The sequence below is a fragment of the Achromobacter sp. ES-001 genome, from assembly GCF_019448355.1.
In the GTDB taxonomy this organism is placed as follows: Bacteria; Pseudomonadota; Gammaproteobacteria; order Burkholderiales; family Burkholderiaceae_B; genus Achromobacter; species Achromobacter spanius_B.
The window spans coordinates 135393-154201 of the sequence record NZ_CP079940.1; the positions used below are offsets into that span (position 1 = coordinate 135393).

The window sequence follows — 18809 nt, forward strand, 5'->3', positions numbered from 1 at the left end:
TCGGGCGTTCAGTTCAGAAGGCGAGCGCGGATCACGCGGCCTCGGCGGCTTCCTGCTCGGCGGACGCCACGGCGCCCGCGTTGATGTGGCGGTTCACGGCGCTAAGGACGGCCTGGAACGAGGCCGTCACGATGTCGCGGTCGATGCCTACGCCAAAGCCCGTGGAGGACTCGCCCACGCGCAGTTCGACATAGGAGGCGGCGCGCGTGTCGGTGCCGGTGCCGATGGCGTGCTCGTGGTAGTCCATGATGCGCACGGGCACGTCCAGCGCCGCCACGAATGCCGAGATGGCGCCATCGCCCTTGCCCGTCACGATGCGGCGTTCGCCGTTGTATTCGAGTTCGGCTTCGATGCTGAAATGCTGGCCTTCGCCGGCCGACGGGTTGCCGTCGATGCGGTGGCGGATCAACTTCCAGGGCGCCTTCTGTTCCAGGTATTCGCGATTGAAGATGGTGTGCACGTCGTCGGCGGTGACTTCGCTGCCCGTCTCGTCCGTCACGCGCTGGATGGCGCGGCTGAATTCGATTTGCAGGCGGCGCGGCAAGACCAGGCCGTGTTCCTGCTCAAGCAGGTACGACACGCCGCCCTTGCCCGACTGGCTGTTCACGCGGATCACGGCATCGTAGCTGCGGCCCAGGTCGGCCGGGTCGATCGGCAAGTACGGCACTTCCCAGACGGCGTCGGCCTGTTGCAGCGCGAAGCCCTTCTTGATGGCGTCCTGGTGCGAGCCGGAGAACGCGGTGAAAACGAGGTCGCCGGCATACGGATGGCGCGGGTGCACCGGCAACTGGTTGCAGTATTCCGCGCAGCGGCGCACTTCGTCGATGTCGGAGAAGTCCAAACCGGGATGCACGCCTTGCGTGTACAGGTTCAAGGCAAGCGTGACGAGGTCGACGTTGCCGGTGCGTTCGCCACTGCCGAACAGGCAGCCTTCGATACGGTCGGCGCCGGCCATCACGGCAAATTCAGCGGCGGCCACGGCGGTGCCGCGATCGTTGTGCGGGTGCACGCTAAGCACGATGCTGTCGCGGCGCGCCAGGTTCTTGTGCATCCATTCGATCTGGTCGGCGTACAGGTTGGGGCTGGTGGCCTCGATCGTGGCGGGCAGGTTCAACACCATCTTGTGGTCGGGCGTGGGCTGCCAGACATCGGCGACGGCGTTGGACACTTCCAAGGCAAATTCGGGCTCGGTGGTGCTGAACACTTCGGGCGAATACTCGTAGCTCCATTTGGTTTCGGGGCGCTGCGAGGTGTATTGCTTGATGAGGCGCGTGCCGGTCGTGGCGATGCCCTTGATTTCGTCCTTGGACATGTTGAACACCACCTTGCGGAAGGCCGGTGCGCAAGCGTTGTACATGTGGACGATGGCTTGCTTGGCGCCCGCCGCGGCTTCCACCGTGCGGCTGATCAGGTCTTCACGCGACTGCGTCAACACGATGATGGTGACGTCATCGGGGATGCGCTTTTCGTCGATGAGCTTGCGCACGAAATCGAAGTCGGTCTGCGACGCGGACGGGAAGCCGACTTCGATTTCCTTGAAGCCGATCTTCACCAGTTGTTCAAAAAAGCGGAGCTTGCGCTCGACGCTCATGGGTTCGATCAACGCCTGGTTGCCGTCACGCAGGTCGGTGCTCATCCAGATCGGCGCCTTGGTGATGCGGCGGCTGGGCCACGTGCGTTCGGAGAAGTCGCGGGTGAACGGCGCGAAGGGGACGTATTTGGTGGCGGGGTTGGCAAGCATCATGACTACACCTCGATCAATCGGTTTCTTTTGAATCCCGTGAGCACTGAGTCTCGGCGGCGCGATGACCGGATGACGGTTTTGCGCCAGGGGTTGCCGTGATTAACCGGCAGGATTCACAAATAAAAGGGGGAAATCGCGTGTGGCAAACGTGGCTGCCGAGCTACCACGGGGACACTAGGCCCGGCAACCGATCGGTAGGTATAGCGATAGCGCGGCAGCGAAGAAGGAACGAGCGCGCAGGCCGGCGACCGGAGCGACGAAGCGTCCGGTGGCAATCGCGGGGAGGGTGCGGTGAGCGGCCATAGGGTGCTAGTCAAACATATTTTCTTTGCCAGCGCAAACGAAAACGTTGAAAAAAACCGGGGGCAGAGCGCGCCGCGATCTTTGATCGACAGCGGCGCGAGACCGAAAATCCGGCCCGCGCCCGAGGTCGCAGCATGCCGCTGCGGCATCGGGCGGTGGCGTGCGTCTACTGCGTTTGCATGTGGCCGTTTTTCACGATCTTGCCCAGGCGTTCGCGTTCACTGGCTGCGAATTCCACAAAGCTCGCGCGCGAGCCGCCACCCGGTTCGATGCTGCTCTGGCGCAACGCGTCCTGCACTTCTTTGGTCTGGAGCGACTGCTCGACCGCAGCGTTCATTTTGTCCAACACGTCCGCCGGCGTGCCGGCGGGCGCGTACAAGCCCGCCCAGTGCCCGATGCGCACGGCGGGAAAGCCGGCTTCGGCGGTGGTGGGAATGTCCGGCGCGCTGGCCATGCGCTTGTCCCACGTGGTGGCCAGCGCCTTCAACTTGCCGCTTTGGATCAGCGGCAACGTCACGATGCTGGCTTCCGACGTGGCGTCGACCTGGTTGCCGATCACCGCCGTCACGCCTTCCGAGCCGCTCTTGTAGGCGATGGGCTCGATGGGCAGGCCCGTGGCTTCCTTGACCATTTCCGCCACAAAATGCGGCGTGCTGCCGTTGCCGGCGGTGGAAAAGGTGATGCGGTCGGTCTTGGCTTTCTTGGCGCGCTCGACGAAGTCCTTCAGGTCCTTGGCCGGGTTGGACGGGTTGGCCACGATCACCGAGGGCGTGATGGTCAACAGCGCGACGGGGGTCAGCTCGTCGTCCTTGTAGGGCTGGTCCGAGCGGATCAGGCTGTTGGTAACGGTGCCATTGCTACCCACCAGATAGGTGTAGCCATCTGCCGCGCTGCGAGCGACGTGCGCGGCGCCCACGACCCCGCCGGCGCCGGGTCGGTTTTCCACAATGACGGATTGCTTCAGCGTCGTGCCCACTGCCTTGGCGATGATGCGGGCGACCAGGTCGTTGGCGCCGCCGGCGCTGAACGGCGCGACGAAGGTGATGGGTTTGTCTGGCCACGCGGCCATGGCGGGCGTGGCGGCGAACGCGGCCGAACAGGCCACGAGCAAACCGGCGGCATACCGGATGGGGGTGCGGAACATGGTTTTCTCTCCAGGGGCCGGCCGCGCATCGGCAGGTCTCGGCTGCCGTTATGGTTTTGCTGGGTCTGTTGCGCGGCCTGCGGTTGCGCGAGCCTGGACGGGTCAGTATAGAAGGCGGAGCTGGCGCCGGACTGAAACAAAAAAGGCCGCCAGATCGGCGGCCTGTGTGGCAAAAAAGTCCGCGCCGCGTTAGCGGGCCGGGCCGATGCGAGGTTCGACGTAGCGGTCGCCGCGGGTCTCGCCCCGGACTTCGGTACGCGGGGCTCGGCGGCCGTCATCGCGCGGATCGCGCGACGGCGGGATGGCCGTGCCTTCCAAAATTTGCGCCTGTTCGGCCACCATGGCGATCTTGCCGCTGCGATTGTGGCGAATTTCAGACAGTGCGCGTCGCAAGTCGCCTACAGTGAAGGGTTCTTGGCGGTCGCCCCAGGTCCAGCGCAGCACGCCCAACGATTCTTCCGACAGGTTCGGCGCCAGATCGGCCAGCGTATCCGTGCCCACCGGGGTTGCCGCGCCCGAGGCCAGGCTGGCTGCAAACCAGGCGCGGACCGAGAAGAAGACGATCAGCGTCCAGATGCCGGCAACGACCCACCAGATATAGGGATTGACCTTCTGCGCCATATCCTGGGTTGGCTGGCCCAGCGTATGCAGGAAGTCATAGTTCATGCGTTTGCCGAAATCCAGTATCCACGAGGCAACGAGATACCAAAGGACGACGGCGACGGCGATGACTATCGCGCGCACAACGATTCGGGGTAGCGCCAGTTTGAGCAGGGTCTGGCCGATAAGTCGGCTGTCCTGGCGAACGCTTGCGGGCGAAGTCAGATTCATCATGCAAAATATTGTACCTATGACCCGTCCAATTTTAGAACTGCGACCTGGCCAGCACCTGACGCTGACCCCTCAATTGCAGCAATCGATACGATTGTTGCAGTTGTCCACGCTCGACCTGGAAGCCGAGATCTCGCAAGTGCTCGCGGACAACCCCCTGCTGGAACGGGAAGACGACACCCCCGCCGCCGAGGCGCAAGCCGAATCCGAACGCGAATCCTCGGTCGATGACGACACCCCCGCAGCGGAACGCGATGCCCCCGTCGAAGAAATGCCTGGCTCGGGCGGCGTGTATTCGGATGATGACTCCGGGCTGCCCGAAGCGGCGCGCCCGGACACGTTGCGCGAACACCTGCTAGGCCAGCTGATGCTGACGCGGGCGGCGCCGCGCGATGCCGCCTTGGCGGCCTTGTTGATCGACGAGCTGGATGAAAACGGCTACCTGGGCTCGCCGCTTGAGGAAATCCTGACCTGGCTGCCGGCCGAAATGGAACCCGACCTGGATGAGCTGCGGGCGGCGCTGTCGCTGCTGCAATCGTTCGACCCCGTCGGCATCGGCGCGCGCGACATGGCGGATTGCCTGGTGTTGCAATTGCGCCACCCCGACCTCTCCCGTTTGCCCGAAGCGGCCGATCCGGCCGTCCTGGCCTGCGCCCGCGAAATCTGTGCGCGCCATCTGCCCTTGCTGGCCACCGGTAACGCTGCGCGCCTGTGCGCTGCCGTGGGCTGCGACGAGGCAATTTTCCGCGCGGCCCACACGCTGATCCTGCGGCTGGAGCCCCGGCCCGGACGCGCCTGGACCGTGCCTGCGGCGGACTACGCTGTGCCCGACGTCATCGTGCGCAAGGCGCGGCGCGGCTGGCAGGTCACGCTGAACAGCGCCGCCGTTCCCCGGCTGCAAATCAACGGGCTGTATGCACAGATGCTGGGCAACCAAAAGGAATCCGCGCACGCGGGCCTGCAAACCCAGTTGCAGCAAGCCAAATGGATGATACGTAACGTAGAGCAGCGCTTCGACACGATCCTGCGCGTCGCCCAGGCCATTGTTGAACGCCAGACGGCGTTTTTCAGCCAGGGGCCGTCGGCCATGCGTCCGCTGATCCTGAAAGACATCGCCGGCGAGCTCGGGCTGCACGAATCGACCATTTCGCGCGCCACAACGCAGAAGTACATGCTTACTCCGTTTGGCACGCTGGAGCTCAAGCGCTTCTTCGGGACGGGGGTCTCCACCGACGGCGGTGACGCCACGTCGGCCACGGCGGTGCAGACTTTCATCCGCCAAATGGTCGCGGAAGAGAACCGGGCCAAGCCCTTGTCGGACAGCCAGATCATGCAGAAACTGGCCGATCAGGGGATAGTTATCGCCCGTCGGACGGTGGCAAAGTACCGAGAAGCGCTGCGAATTGCCCCGGCTACGCTGCGCAAGGCGCAAGCCTCGGCGCGTTGAAATAGGGGACGAATCTTTGAGGATTCGTCCTTTGTTTCAAGGGGTTGCGTGACAATTGCGCTACAAATTTTTTTGCGTTCAGGGCTTGTCATCCGCCGAATAATTTTCGATAATCATTCGCATGTACATTTGCGTATGTAATGCCATCACCGAACGCCAAGTCCGCGCCAGCGTGGACGGTGGCGCGACGACGCTGTCCGACCTGCAATTCGAGCTGGGCGTGGCCACGTGCTGCGGCTGCTGCGCGGCAACCGCCGCCGAATACCTGCCAGGCGGCCGCTGCTCCAGCGTGTGCGACGTTCGCTCCATCGCCGTTCCGGTCAATGCGCCCGCCACCCTGGTTGAATCGGGTTCGGCTGCCAACAACAGCAGCTTCCCGATTCCGCTGGTCGCTGCCGGCTAACGCATTGCCGTCCCCTCCGGCTCGCTGAGTTCTTCGGCGGGCCGCGCTGCTTTCCGGACGCAGCCTTTCCCAAACTATTTGTCATTGCGCCAGGGCGCGAGCAGAATGCTTGATCCCTGCGCCATGCGTGGCGTGCCGTTCTCATGGACTCCCGATGAAGGCCACGCCCGCCACCTGCCCCCCGAACGCTCCTGCCGCCTCGGGCATCAGTTGGGTGCCGATTGCCGCGTTCTGTTTTCTGTGGAGTTCGGCCTTTGCGGCGGCCAAGATCGCGGTGCGCGATTGCCCCCCGTTGACCCTGTTGACCATCCGCTTCCTGATTGCCGGCGTGTTGATGCTGGGCATCGCCGCCTTCAGCCGCCGGGGCCGGCCACTGCAAGGGCGCGACCTCGCGTCCCTCATCCTGCTGGGCGTCTTGAACAACGCGCTGTACCTGGGCCTGAGCTGGTCCGGCATGACGACCGTGTCGTCGGCATTCACCGCCGTGCTGATCAGCACCAACCCGCTGCTGATCGGCGTATTGGCCGGCCCTGTACTGGGCGAGCGGCTGACGTGGCGCAAGTTGCTGGGCCTGTGCCTGGGGCTGGTCGGGGTGGCCGTGGTGCTGCGATCACGCCTGACAGGCATGCAGGAAGACATGCACGGCACGCTGCTGGTCACGGGTGGCCTGGTGGCGCTGGTGGCCGGCACGCTGCTCTACAAGCGGCTCAAGCCGGCGGCAGGGCTATGGACGTCGACCGGCATCCAATCCCTGGCAGCGGCTGCCGCGTTGCTGCCGTTCGCGCTGATGAACGAAAGCCTGAGTGATGCGCGCCTGACGGCGAGCCTGCTGGCCAGCATGGCCTACATGATCGTGGCCGTGTCGATGGGCGGCTACTACCTGTGGTTCATGATCCTGAGCCGGGCCAGCGCCACGTCGGCCAGTGCGTTGCATTTCTTGATGCCGCCGCTGGGCCTGTTGTTTGGCTGGCTGGTCCTGCGCGAGCCGGTATCGTGGCTGGATCTTTTGGGCATCGTGCCAATCGCCTTTGGGATCTGGTTGACGACGCGCAAAGCGCGTTGAACCACTGAATAAGCAAAATAGCGCTGATAAGGTTGCGGATATGCAACCTGACGGCATCAGTGGGATTTCGATGGAATGTCAGCCGTTTATCACGGGCTTATCGACACCATTAAAGAAAAGTACCGGACGAATACGCCAGCTGACTCAGCGCTACGCCGCATAGGGCCTGCGTTGTGCACGCAAAGCATCACGCACGCATACTCATTCTCATTGGCTTGTCGCTTTCTGGTAGCGGTTCTAAAGCCGTTTACCAAATGCGGCGCAAGGCTAGGCGCGCCCCGCCGGCAGGTGGTAGTCTGCCGGGGTTGCGTACGCGCGGCATCGTGCGCTCCTTTGTCGCGATGCACTCGCGTCGCGCCTGACTGCAAGGAGTCCATTATGAAAGGCGACAAAACCGTCATCCAGTTCTTGAACAAGCAACTGACCAACGAACTGACGGCCATCAACCAATATTTCCTGCATGCGCGCATGCTGAACCATTGGGGCTTCGACAAGCTGGGCAAGCACGAATACGAAGAATCCATCGGTGAAATGAAGCACGCGGATCGCCTGATCGCACGCATCTTCATGCTGGACGGCCTGCCCAACCTGCAAGACCTGCACAAGCTGCTGATCGGTGAAGACGTGCCCGAGCTGCTTGCCTGTGACCTGAAGCTGGAACAAGCCGCGCACACCACCGTCGTGGAAGCCATCGCCTATTGCGAATCGGTGCGTGACTATGTCTCGCGCGATCTGTTCCAGGACATCCTGGACGACACCGAAGAGCACATCGATTATCTGGAAACCCAGATCGATCTGATCGACAAGGTCGGCATCCAGAATTACCTGCAAAGCCAGATGTCCGTGCCCGAGTAATCGGCTGGGCCGCAAGGCAATAAAAAGGCGCCCCTTGAACTGACCCCCGAAAGTTGGACGTAGATCCAACCTTCGGGGGTTTTTACATGGCGAAGTACGACGAGCAGTTCAAGAAAAAGGTGGTGAGGGAGTGTCTGGGAGGCGCAGAGGGTGTTAAATCGGTGGCGGCTCGACATGAGCTGGCACATTCAATGGTGCGTCGGTGGGTCGGGAGCTATCGCGAGCACGGCGTTGCAGGCCTGCGCCGGAAATCGGGTTCGTACAGTGCGTCCTTCAAACAAGCCGTGCTGCTGAGGATTCGGCGCGAAGGACTCTCTGATACGCAGGCAGCAGTGCTGCACGGGATTCGAAGTGCGTGCCACATTGCGAAGTGGCGCGCCCAGTATGATTCCGGGGGTATAGAGGCGTTGGCGCGCAAGCGCCCAGGAGCGACCATGCCGCATAAGTATCCCCCAGAGCCGGTGTCCAAGGACATGACCAAGGAAGAACTCGAGCAAGAGCTGGCCTATCTGCGCGCGGAGAACGATTACCTAAAAAAAATGAAGGCCTTAATCGAAGCGGAGAAGACCCGGGCGCTCGTTGGAAAGCGCAAGTGGTCCAAGGATTGAGGTCTAAGCATCCGCTCGCGCTATTGTTACGCGCAGCCAACCTATCGCGCAGCACGTTCTACTACCACCTGAAGACGTTGGGTGCCATGGATCCGTATGCCGAGCTCAAGCAGCGCATCGGCGCGGTCTACGCACGTCATAAGGGCCGCTATGGCTACCGCCGGATCACGGCGGTGCTGCGCCAGGCAGGTGAACGGGTGAACCACAAAACGGTTCAGAAGCTGATGCAGACGCTGGGCTTGAGGTCGCTGGTGCGCGCTAAGAAGTACCGCTCGTACCGGGGGCAGTCGCATCACGTGGCCGCCAACGTGCTGGCGCGCGACTTCGAAGCCGCACGCCCGAACGAGAAGTGGGTCACTGACGTGACCGAGTTCAACGTGCGCGGCCAGAAGCTGTATCTGTCGCCGGTCATGGACCTGTACAACGGCGAGATCGTGGCCTACGAGACCAGCCGCCGGCCGGTGTTCCAGATGGTGGGCAGCATGTTGAAGAAAGCGCTGGCGCGGCTGCTGCCCGATGATCGGCCTGTCTTGCACTCCGACCAGGGTTGGCAATACCAGCAGCAGAACTACCGGCGAATGCTGGCAGATCGATCGGTCACGCAGAGTATGTCACGCAAGGGCAACTGCCTGGACAATGCCGCCATGGAAAGCTTCTTCGGCACGCTCAAGGCTGAGTTCTTCCACCTGAACCGCTTCGAAAGCATCGACCAGTTGCAGGCCGGCATCCGGCGGTACATCCATTACTACAATCACGACCGCATCAAGCTCAAGCTAAAAGGCCTGAGTCCGGTGCAATACCGAGCTCAGGCCTTCGGGCTTTAGCTGACCGTCCAACTTCTGGGGGTCAGTTCACCTTGGGGCGCCTTTGTCATATCCGCGTAAACAACGCGCGGCGTATTGATTGTTATCTGAGACGGTTATTGCGGGCGGGCCGGACATTCGGCCATCGTGCCCCAGGCGCGGTTCGGCGCACAGTATTTGTTGCGCGCGTTCCATGAGCACGAAGGCCGTTCAAAGAAGCCTTGCGTGGCGCACTGCGCCAGTTCGCGCTTGAGCGCGTCTTGCCAGCCCGGAGCGCCAGGCGCCGGCGACGTATTGGGCGGGGGCGGAGGCGCTTGCACCATCTGCGGCGTACCGTAGCCGTTGGCCTGCATCTGGCCGCCGTTGATGGCGGTGGATGTGCCGGGCACTTGCAAGTCCATGGTGGTGACGTCCGAGGTGCCGGAAGGCAGCGGCACTTCCGAGGCGGCCGCGATTTCGCGGGCTTGCTCGGGCGTGATGCGTTCGCGCGAAAGCTTCACGGCGGGATCGCTGACGGTGTCAAACAGTGACACCGTATTGACCTGCCATTGGCGGTCGGCCGGTTTGTCGGGAACGCCCAGGGTACCGTCGATGCGCGGCTGCGGCGGTTGCGCCACGTAAGGGCGTCCGTTGGCGTCCAGAACGGGCTGCTGCGAAGCTGCCGCGTCCTGACCAGGAGCCGGTGCCGCGGGCGGCGCATGCGCCACCAGCCAGTCACCCAATTGAATACCGCCCCAGGCCGACGCGCCAAGCGCGATCAGGAGCGTTGCGAATAATAAACGCCAAGACATTGCTACCCTCATCTGCCGTGCGGAACCCGAACGGGTCTACGCCTTGTCCCCGAAAACCTTGCCGCCGTGTTCGCGCATGGCATGGAATTTCACCTCGGGATACAGGTCCTCGGCTACGCGCAACTGCGCAGGGGAACTGATCAAAAACGCCGCCGCATCGACGACATCATAGGCGATATGAGCCGCATTGGCATCCATGAACTTGCGCAGCGCCTTGGGGTTTTCAGACGTAATCCAACGTGCCATTGTGTAGCGCGAAGGCAGCATTCTGGCGTCCGCGCCGTACTCGGTTTTCAGGCGGTGAGCCACCACTTCAAACTGCAACTGGCCGATCGCGCCCAGCAGCAAAGAGCCGCCCGCAGCCTCCGGACGGAACACCTGAATCGCGCCCTCTTCGCCCAATTGGGTCAGGCCGGTACGCAGCTGTTTGGTGCGCAGCGGGTCCTTCACTTCAACCGCCTGGAACAGCTCCGGCGCGAAGAACGGCAGGCCGGTGAATTGCAGCGTTTCGCCTTCGGTCAGCACGTCGCCCAATTGCAGCACGCCGTGGTTCGGGATACCGATCACGTCGCCGGCATACGCCTCGTCCAGAAGCTCGCGCCGCTGCGACAGGAAAGACACCACGTTGTTGGGGCGCATCTCTTTGTTGGTGCGGGCCACCTTCAAACGCATGCCGCGTTCAAAGCGGCCCGAGCTGACGCGCACGAACGCCACGCGGTCACGGTGGGCAGGGTCCATGTTGGCCTGCACCTTGAACACGACGCCGGTGAACTTGGGTTCTTCGGGCAGCACTTCGCGTTGCAGGGCGACGCGCGGGCCCGGGGGCGGCGCGTGGTCGACCAGCGCGTCCAGCACTTCCTGCACGCCGAAGTTGTTGATGGCGGAGCCGAAGAACACGGGCGTCTGCTTGCCGGCCAGGAATTGTTCACGGTCGAACGCGGGCGCGGCTTCGTTGATGAGTTCGATCTCGCCGCTGGCCTGTTCGAACGCCGAGCCGAAACGGCGGGCGATTTCAGGATTGCTCAGCCCTTCGATCACGTCATCATTGTCCGAGCGGCGTTCCTGCCCGGGGCGGAACACGCGCATGCGGTCGCGGCGGATATCGAACACTCCGCCGAACGACTTGCCCATGCCCACGGGCCAAGAGAACGGCACGGCGTCCATGCCCAGGTGGCCTTCGATCTCGGACAGCAATTCCAGCGGCTCGCGCACTTCGCGGTCCATCTTGTTGATGAACGTGATGATGGGCGTGTTGCGCGCGCGGCAAACCTGTAGCAGGCGGATCGTCTGCGGCTCGACGCCATTGGCGGCGTCGATGACCATCAGCGCGGCATCCACCGCCGTCAGCACCCGGTAGGTGTCTTCAGAGAAGTCCTGGTGGCCCGGGGTGTCGAGCAGGTTGATGACGCAGTCGCGGTATTCCATCTGCATGACCGACGAGGCCACGGAAATGCCGCGTTGCTTTTCGATTTCCATCCAGTCGGACGACGCATGGCGCGTGGCCTTGCGCGCCTTGACGCTGCCGGCGATCTGAATCGCGCCTGCGAACAGCAACAGCTTTTCGGTCAGCGTGGTCTTGCCCGCGTCAGGGTGGGAAATGATCGCGAACGTTCGGCGCCGCGCTACTTCGTGAGGGATGTTCATGGTCGGGGGATTGTACTTAACGCCGCTTTTGGAGCCGGCGCGGTACGGCATCGTGCATGAAAAAGCCGTGGGGCACCCGCCGTCGCCAGCGAGCGCCCCAAGGCCGGAAAATTCAGGAATGGCGGCGGAACGACGCCAGGAAAACGCCCGCCAGGATGAACAGCGACCCGAAGGTGCGGTTCATCCAGCGGATGTGCTTGGCGTCGCGCAGCAAGCGCAACACGCGGGCCGCCAGCAGCGTGTACACGCCCATGGCGACCAGATCGGTAAACGCCAGCGTGCCGGCCAGCGCCATGTACTGCGGCGTCAACGCCATCGCCGGGTCCACGAACTGCGGCACAACGGCCAGCAGGAACACGGTGCCCTTCGGATTCATGGTGTTGATCAGAAAGCCACGCATGACCAGATCGCGGATCGACGCCTGCTTCGGGTCGCCCGCGTCCACCGCCACGGGTGCGGCGTCAGTACGAATCTGGCGCACGCCCAGGTAGATCAGGTAGGCCACGCCCAGGTACTTGACCACATTGAAGGCCATTTCGGACGTGGCCAGCACGGCGCCCAAGCCCACGGCCACCACGACGAACTGGAACAGGATGCCCATGATGAGGCCGGCCGTGTTCCAGTAGCCGCGTGCAAAGCCGTATTTCAATCCAGAGGACATCGCGGAAATCGCGCCCGCCCCGGGTGAGAACGAAATGGCCCAGGAGGCCAGGAAGAACGTCAACCAGGTGGATAAGGGCATGATGGCGCGGGTCCTAGGATCGCAGTATGGGGGTGCCGGGATATTACTCGCTTGGCTTTACTTGCCCAGCAACGCCGCGCGCGGACGGCCCGAACCGCCGTTGCCCGCCGGGCGCTGCGCGCCTTCGGGACGGCGCGGGGCCTGCTGCGGACGGCCATCGCCACGACCGGCGTGAGCCGGGCGGTCGGCGGGCTTGGCGTCGCGTTGGCCACCATTGCCACGGCCTTCGCCGCCGGCGCGAGCCGGTGCGGGGGCACGGCCGCCGGTAGCGGCGCGCGCCGGGCCTTGGGCCGGACGCGAACGGCCGGCGCCAGCGTTGCCGCCACGGCCGGCGTTACCGCCATTGCCACCACGACCGCCATTGCGATTGCCACCGCGCGGGCTGCGCGCGTCTTCATCGCGTTCCTGGCGTTCGAAGGCGGCGGCGCTGGTGGGCGACGGGGTCCAGCCTTCAACGGGCTTGCGCTCGATCGTCTTCTTGATCAGGCGCTCGATGTCCTTCAGCAGCTTGATTTCGCTGTTGTCGACCAGCGAGACGGCAGCACCCGTGGCGCCCGCGCGGCCCGTGCGGCCGATACGGTGCACGTAGTCTTCCGGCACGTTCGGCAGTTCAAAGTTCACCACTTGCGGCAGTTGGTCGATGTCCAGGCCACGGGCGGCGATGTCGGTCGCCACCAGCACCGTCACGGTGCTGTCCTTGAAGCCGGCCAGCGCGCGGGTGCGAGCCGATTGGCTCTTGTTGCCGTGAATGGCGGCGGCGGTCAGGCCGTCCTTGACCAGCTTTTCAGCCAGGCGGTTGGCGCCGTGCTTGGTGCGCGTGAACACCAGCACCTGGTGCCAGCCGCTTTCACGGATGATGTGGCTGATCAGGTCGCGCTTGTGATGCTGTTCCACCATGTGCACCGTCTGGGTGACCAGTTCGGTGGCGGTGTTGCGCGGGGTGACGGACACTTCGCCCGGGTTGTTCAGGACGCCGCGCGCCAGCGTGCGGATTTCGTCCGAGAACGTGGCCGAGAACAGCAGGTTCTGGCGTTGCTTGGGCAGCAGGGCAAGAATCTTGCGGATGTCGCGGATGAAGCCCATGTCCAGCATGCGGTCGGCTTCGTCCAGCACCAGGATTTCAACGCCCGACAGGTCAACCGTCTTCTGGCCGCAGTGGTCCAGCAGGCGACCCGGCGTTGCCACCAGGATGTCCAGCGGCTTGCGCAGCGCGGAAATCTGGGGGTTGATGTTGACGCCGCCGAACATCACCATGGACGTCAACGAGGTGTACTTGCCGTACGTCTGCACCGATTCGGCCACCTGCGCGGTCAGTTCGCGCGTGGGGGTCAGGATCAGGCAACGGGGGCGGCCGGGCTTGCGCACTTCGGGCTTTTGCTGCATCAGCAGATGCAGGATCGGCAGCGTGAAGCCGGCGGTCTTGCCGGTACCCGTCTGCGCGGCGGCGAGCAGGTCGCCGCCTTTCAAAACTTGGGGAATCGCCTGGGCTTGAATAGGCGTGGGTGCGGTGTAGCCGGTATCGGCAATGGCGCGCAACAGGGAATCGGCCAGCCCGAGGTCGGCGAAAGGGGAAGAGGTAGTCAAAACAACTCCAGCGGCAGCCCGTCGCTCAAGTTGAGAGACTCCAATCCAGGCGGACGAATAAGGAGAAAAGGGAAGCGCCCTGATGGGCGAAGCTTGGCAGCGAAGGGCCATAGCGGACGTGTGCAGATTGGCAAAGCACACTCGGCGATTGTAGCTGATGTGGCGGTGCAGCAGCGGACTGGATTCAGCCGTGCTGTATCGCCAAGTAACAACTTGCAGCGCTTATGAACCAAATACGTGTTTTCCCTAGTGCGGTCTCCCTATAATCGCTGCGCATCTATCCATTTGAAGAATAAAGGGTCGCTATGAAGAAATCGGCAATCGTGGGCCTCGTGGTCGTTCTGGGCGCGGCGTGGACCGGCACCGCCTGGTACACGGGCCAAAAGGCCGAGGCTTTCGTCAACCAGTCCATTGGCGAGGCCAATGTTGAACTGAAGAAGTTCAGCGATCAGTGGGGCATCGCCTCGTCCGTGGAGTTGGTTTCGTTCGAGCGCGGTGTGTTTTCGTCCACCGCCCGCTACCGCGTGAAGTTCACCACGCCGGCTGAACAAGGCAAGCCCGCGCAAGATCGCGACGTGCTGTTTGTGGAACACCTGTCGCACGGCCCCCTGCCGCTGTCGAACCTGAAGTCCGGCTCTTTCGCGCCGGCCATGGTCGCCAGCGACTTCGTGCTGGAAGAAACCCCGACCGTCAAGGAATGGTTTGCCGCCACCAAGGGCGCAACGCCGCTGTCGGGTCACTACAGCGTCAGCTACGCCAAGAACATCACCGGCAAGTTCAACCTGGCCCCCGCCGACGTCACCAAGGGCGACACCAGCCTGTCGTTCTCGGGCATGACCGGCAACGTTGACTACACGACGTCGAACAAGCACGGCATCTTCGACCTGAAGACCGACAAGCTGGTGCTGTCCGGCCAGAGCGAAAACAGCGACATCGTCAGCATGGCCCTGCAAGGCATTTCGCTGACCAGCGACATGACGCCAGCGTCCAATGACATGTACGTGGGCAGCCAGAAGCTGACGCTCAAGGACTGGACCATCACGTCCAAGGAAAAGCCGCCGGTTCAATTCAAGGACACCTCGATCGCCGTCGACATGACCGAAAACGGCCCCGCCATGGGCGCCAAGATGGCCCTGGACTTCGGCATGATCAACGTGCAAGCCAAGGACGTTGCCGGCCTGAAGCTGGCGCTGGATGTGCAGAAGCTGGACTCCAAGGCGTTCAAGGCGCTGAACGACGTCTACGAAGCCGCCTCGCGCCGCATGATGCAAAGCAACGGCCAGGAACAACTGCCGCAGTTCACCGCTGAAGAGCAGCAGGTCATCAAGACCAACGTGGCGCAGATCCTGGCAGGCAACCCCACGCTGGCCGTGTCGCCGCTGGAAGTGCGCACCGCCAACGGCACGTCCACGTTCAACCTGAACCTGGACTTTGCCAAGCCGGCCTCGATGGACGGCGAAGTGGCCGACACGCTGACCGAAGCCGTGAAGAAGCTGGATGCCAAGCTGGTGCTGTCCAAGGGCAACCTGAGCGACTTGATGGCCGTTGAACCGCAAATGCGTGGCGTGCCGGCCGAACAAGCCGTGCAAACCGCCAAGGGCCAGGCCGAAATGGTTGGCACCATGGCTGCCGCGATGGGCGTTGCCAAGGTCGAAAACAACAACATCGTTACCTACGTGAACTACGCCGACGGCCAAGTCGACTTCAACGGCAAGAAGATGCCGGTTGAACAGTTCCTGATGATGGTGATGAGCGGCGCGATGGGTGGCGCGCGCTAAGGCGCACACCACGAAGCACGCGACCCCGGTCGTTGCCAAAGTAAAAAGCCGCCGCGCCGTTAGGCGCGGCGGCTTTTTTATCGTTGTATCCCTGCCAGGATCAGAACGGCAACGCACCCGCCGCCAGCTCGCCGTTGCGCAGCACCGCCACGTGGAAGCGCTTGTCGGCCGCTTTCAGGATGTCTTCGGTCGGGTCGCCTTGCACCAGCAGCAGGTCGGCCACCTTGCCCTCGGCGATAACGCCGTGCTGGGTCAAGCCCATCAGGTCGTGGCCGCGCGACGTGCCGGCTATCAGCGCATCGACAGGCGTCATGCCGAATTCGACCATGTACGCCAGCTCCATGGCGTTTTCGCCGTGCAGGTTGAATGGCGTGCCCGCGTCCGTGCCCATCGCGATGCGGCCGCCGGCCTTGTAGTACATCTGGAACGATTCCCGATGGCGTTGTTCCACCGCCCGCGCCTTCTCCACCGCGTACGCCGGGATGCCGTTGTCGGCGTTGGCGATGATGTTGCGCACCGCGGCGATGGTGGGCACCAGATAGGTTTCGGCTTCCAGCATTTCGCGCAGGCAATCATCGTCCATGAAGATGCCATGTTCGATTGAATCGATGCCCGCGCGCACGGCGTTCAGAATGCCCTGGGTGCCTTGCGCATGGCTGGCCGTGCTTTTGCGAAAGCGCTTGGCTTCGTGCACGCCCGCCTTCAGTTCATCGAAGCTGTAGTGCGCGTCCATCGGGCTGACGCCGGGCGTCATGACGCCGCCGGTGGCCATGATCTTCACCAGGTCGCAGCCTGCGTGGACTTGCTCGCGCACTGCCTTGACGACGTCATCGACGCCATCCGCAACGCGGCCGATGCGGTTGCCGTGTCCGCCCGTCATGCAGATGATGCGGCCGGACGCCTTGATGGTGGGGCCGGGAAACACGCCGCGCGCAATCGCGTCGCGCACGCCAAATTCCAGGTAGTCCTTGCCGCCGCAGTCGCGCAAAGCGGTCACGCCACCGCGCAGGCTGGCCTGGGCATTTTCCAGCGCGGTCAACGTGATCTGCGCGGGACCCTGCTTGCTGAGCAAGGCGTTGGGGTCGGCGCCGCCGGTGTAGACCAGGTGCACATGGCAGTCGGCCAGACTGGGCATCAGCGTCATGCCGGTGGTGTTGACCTGTAGCCCCGCATAGCCTTCAAACGCGCCGGCCGGCGCCACGCGCGCCACCTGCTTGTCTTCAACCAGCACGCCGTGATCGCGCAATACCTTGCCCTCGCCATCGAATACCAGGCCGCCGATAAAGAGAGTCTGTCGTGTCGCCGTCATGTCTTGCTCCGGTTGCGCTTCGCTGTCAGCCTTCGACCACATCCAGCCCCTCGCGGGACATGGTTTGCAGGCGCGGCATCAGGCCAAGCAGGTGCTGGCTGTAGGGGTGTTGCGGCTGCTGGAACAGCGTTTCGGTTTCCGCCACTTCCAGCAATTCGCCATAGCGCATCACGCCGACGCGGTCGCACATCTGGCGAATCACCGGCAGGTCGTGGCTGATGAACAGCATGGTCAGGCCCAGTTCTTCTTGCAGGTCTTTCAGCAGATTCAGGATCTGCGCCTGAATCGATACGTCCAGCGCGGACGTGGGTTCGTCGCAGATCAAAAAACGCGGGCGCGTGGCCAGCGCGCGGGCGATGCAGATGCGCTGGCGTTGGCCGCCCGAGAACTCGTGCGGAAAGCGCTCGGCGGCGCGATCGCCCAAGCCCACGACGTCCAGCAGATCCGCCACGATGCGGCGCGCTTCGGCCTCTGATGCCGCCAGCTTATGAAAGCGGATGGGCTCGGCAATGATGTCCAGCACGCGCATGCGCGGGTTCAGCGACGAAAACGGATCCTGGAAAATCATCTGGATCTGGCGTCGGAACGGGTTGAGTTGTTTCTCGCCCTTTAGCGCCGTCAGGTCGGTGCCGCCGAACGTGACCGAGCCTTCCGACGGCGTGTACAAGCCCGAGATCAACCTGGCGACCGTGGACTTGCCGGAGCCCGATTCGCCCACCAGCCCGAAGACCTCGCCTTCGCCAATGGAAAAGTTCACGCGCTTGACGGCGTCCAGCGTGCGTTGGTTGCGCTTGAGCAGCGCGCTCTTGAGCACGAAGCGCATCGACAGGTCACGCACCTGCACCAAGGGGCCATCCGTTTGCGCGCCAAAGTCGCGCCGTTGCCCCAGCCAATGCGTGGCCAGGTCCAGCGGTTGCGACGGCGTCTTGATGTCTTCGATGTAGGTGACCAGCGGAAAGCGCTTGAGCTTGATGTCCGGGCGCGGCACGGCCGATATCAGGCTGCGCGTGTAGGGATGGTCGGGGTCGCCCAGGATCTTGGCGGTGGGCCCTTGTTCGACCAGCTTGCCGTGATACAGCACCGCCACCCGATCGGTCACGTCCGCAATCACGCCCATGTCATGCGTGATGATGATCATGCCGACCTGCTCTTCCCGGCACAGCTTCTTCAACAGCTCAAGAATCTGCGCCTGGATGGACACGTCCAGCGCGGTGGTGGGTTCGTCGGCGATGATGACTTCGGGTTCGCAGCACAAGGCCAGTGCAATCACCACGCGCTGGCGCATGCCGCCCGAGAACTGATGCGGGTATTGCTTGACGCGCAGTTCCGGCTGGTCGATGCCGACTTGCACCAGCAGTTGCACCGCACGTTTCCTGGCTTCGGCGTGCGTCAGGTTCAGGTGCACCTGCATGGTTTCCACCAGCTGGCTTTCGACCGTTTGCAGCGGGTCCAGCGACGTCAGCGGGTCTTGGAAAATCATGCCGATGCGGCGGCCGCGCACCTTGCGCTTTTGCGCGGGCGTCAGCGTGTCGATGCGTTCGCCGTTCAACAGCACCGAGCCGCCGGCCAAGCGACCGGGCGCTTCCAGCAGGCCGATCACCGCGTTGCCGATGGTGGACTTGCCCGCGCCGGACTCGCCCACCACGCCCAGGATCTCGCCTTTTTCCAGCGATAGCGATACGCCGTCCACCGCCACCAGCGTGCCACGGCGGCTGGGGAATTCGATGCGGATGTCTTCAATGTTCAACAGGGCCATGACG

Annotated in this window: 15 protein-coding genes; 6 read left to right on the plus strand and 9 right to left on the minus strand. The window is 63.3% G+C overall.

Annotation, left to right across the window (positions count from 1 at the left end):
• Nucleotides 1-31: 31 nt before the first annotated feature.
• The 3 genes from leuA to KYT87_RS00655 form a co-directional block, all read right to left on the minus strand.
• Nucleotides 32-1744: a 2-isopropylmalate synthase gene (leuA, locus tag KYT87_RS00645; protein ID WP_046803933.1), complete on the minus strand. Its 1713-nt coding sequence runs from the start codon at nucleotides 1742-1744 to the stop codon at nucleotides 32-34.
• Nucleotides 1745-2213: 469 nt separating this feature from the next.
• Entirely contained in the window at nucleotides 2214-3191 is a 978-nt protein-coding gene (locus tag KYT87_RS00650; protein ID WP_046803932.1) for a tripartite tricarboxylate transporter substrate binding protein, read from the minus strand.
• 189 nt (nucleotides 3192-3380) lie between these two features.
• Nucleotides 3381-4025: a hypothetical protein gene (locus KYT87_RS00655; RefSeq protein WP_046803931.1), complete on the minus strand. Its 645-nt coding sequence runs from the start codon at nucleotides 4023-4025 to the stop codon at nucleotides 3381-3383.
• Between KYT87_RS00655 and rpoN the strand changes: the two genes are divergently transcribed.
• The 5 genes from rpoN (at nucleotide 4024) to KYT87_RS00680 (ending at nucleotide 9222) form a co-directional block, all read left to right on the plus strand.
• Nucleotides 4024-5469, plus strand: a complete 1446-nt coding sequence (gene rpoN, locus KYT87_RS00660) for an RNA polymerase factor sigma-54 (RefSeq protein WP_104144682.1) — start codon at nucleotides 4024-4026, stop codon at nucleotides 5467-5469. The genes KYT87_RS00655 and rpoN overlap by 2 nt on opposite strands.
• 121 nt (nucleotides 5470-5590) lie before the next feature.
• Nucleotides 5591-5872 carry a bacterioferritin-associated ferredoxin gene (locus tag KYT87_RS00665; protein WP_006216781.1) on the plus strand — a complete coding sequence of 94 codons (282 nt, stop codon included), beginning with the start codon at nucleotides 5591-5593 and terminating at the stop codon, nucleotides 5870-5872.
• A gap of 154 nt (nucleotides 5873-6026) precedes the next feature.
• Entirely contained in the window at nucleotides 6027-6935 is a 909-nt protein-coding gene (locus tag KYT87_RS00670; RefSeq protein WP_120153408.1) for a DMT family transporter, read from the plus strand.
• Between the two features lie 378 nt (nucleotides 6936-7313).
• Nucleotides 7314-7790: a bacterioferritin gene (gene bfr, locus KYT87_RS00675; RefSeq protein WP_046803928.1), complete on the plus strand. Its 477-nt coding sequence runs from the start codon at nucleotides 7314-7316 to the stop codon at nucleotides 7788-7790.
• Between the two features lie 86 nt (nucleotides 7791-7876).
• A protein-coding gene (locus KYT87_RS00680; protein WP_219991520.1) for an IS3 family transposase occupies nucleotides 7877-9222 on the plus strand; the annotation gives its coding sequence in 2 pieces (ribosomal slippage) (nucleotides 7877-8341 and nucleotides 8344-9222; 1344 coding nt in all).
• A gap of 95 nt (nucleotides 9223-9317) precedes the next feature.
• Here the strand turns inward: KYT87_RS00680 and KYT87_RS00685 are convergent.
• From KYT87_RS00685 to KYT87_RS00700, 4 genes are all read right to left on the minus strand, one after another.
• On the minus strand, nucleotides 9318-10004 hold the full coding sequence (locus KYT87_RS00685; RefSeq protein WP_104144683.1) for a hypothetical protein: 687 nt from the start codon (nucleotides 10002-10004) through the stop codon (nucleotides 9318-9320).
• Nucleotides 10005-10028: 24 nt separating this feature from the next.
• Nucleotides 10029-11636 carry a peptide chain release factor 3 gene (locus KYT87_RS00690; protein WP_046803926.1) on the minus strand — a complete coding sequence of 536 codons (1608 nt, stop codon included), beginning with the start codon at nucleotides 11634-11636 and terminating at the stop codon, nucleotides 10029-10031.
• 112 nt (nucleotides 11637-11748) lie between these two features.
• On the minus strand, nucleotides 11749-12378 hold the full coding sequence (locus tag KYT87_RS00695; RefSeq protein WP_046803925.1) for a LysE family translocator: 630 nt from the start codon (nucleotides 12376-12378) through the stop codon (nucleotides 11749-11751).
• Between the two features lie 57 nt (nucleotides 12379-12435).
• The gene (locus KYT87_RS00700; protein ID WP_046803924.1) at nucleotides 12436-13962 is read right to left on the minus strand and encodes a DEAD/DEAH box helicase; all 1527 of its coding nucleotides are present in this window, start codon (nucleotides 13960-13962) and stop codon (nucleotides 12436-12438) included.
• A gap of 305 nt (nucleotides 13963-14267) precedes the next feature.
• Between KYT87_RS00700 and KYT87_RS00705 the strand changes: the two genes are divergently transcribed.
• The gene (locus KYT87_RS00705; RefSeq protein WP_046803923.1) at nucleotides 14268-15740 is read left to right on the plus strand and encodes a YdgA family protein; all 1473 of its coding nucleotides are present in this window, start codon (nucleotides 14268-14270) and stop codon (nucleotides 15738-15740) included.
• Between the two features lie 100 nt (nucleotides 15741-15840).
• Here the strand turns inward: KYT87_RS00705 and KYT87_RS00710 are convergent, their stop codons facing one another.
• Together KYT87_RS00710 and KYT87_RS00715 are read right to left on the minus strand one after the other, a co-directional pair.
• Nucleotides 15841-17049 (minus strand): amidohydrolase family protein, encoded by a 1209-nt coding sequence (locus KYT87_RS00710; protein ID WP_219991521.1) that lies wholly within the window; start codon nucleotides 17047-17049, stop codon nucleotides 15841-15843.
• A gap of 25 nt (nucleotides 17050-17074) precedes the next feature.
• Nucleotides 17075-18805: an ABC transporter ATP-binding protein gene (locus KYT87_RS00715; protein WP_219991522.1), complete on the minus strand. Its 1731-nt coding sequence runs from the start codon at nucleotides 18803-18805 to the stop codon at nucleotides 17075-17077.
• Nucleotides 18806-18809: the final 4 nt, after the last annotated feature.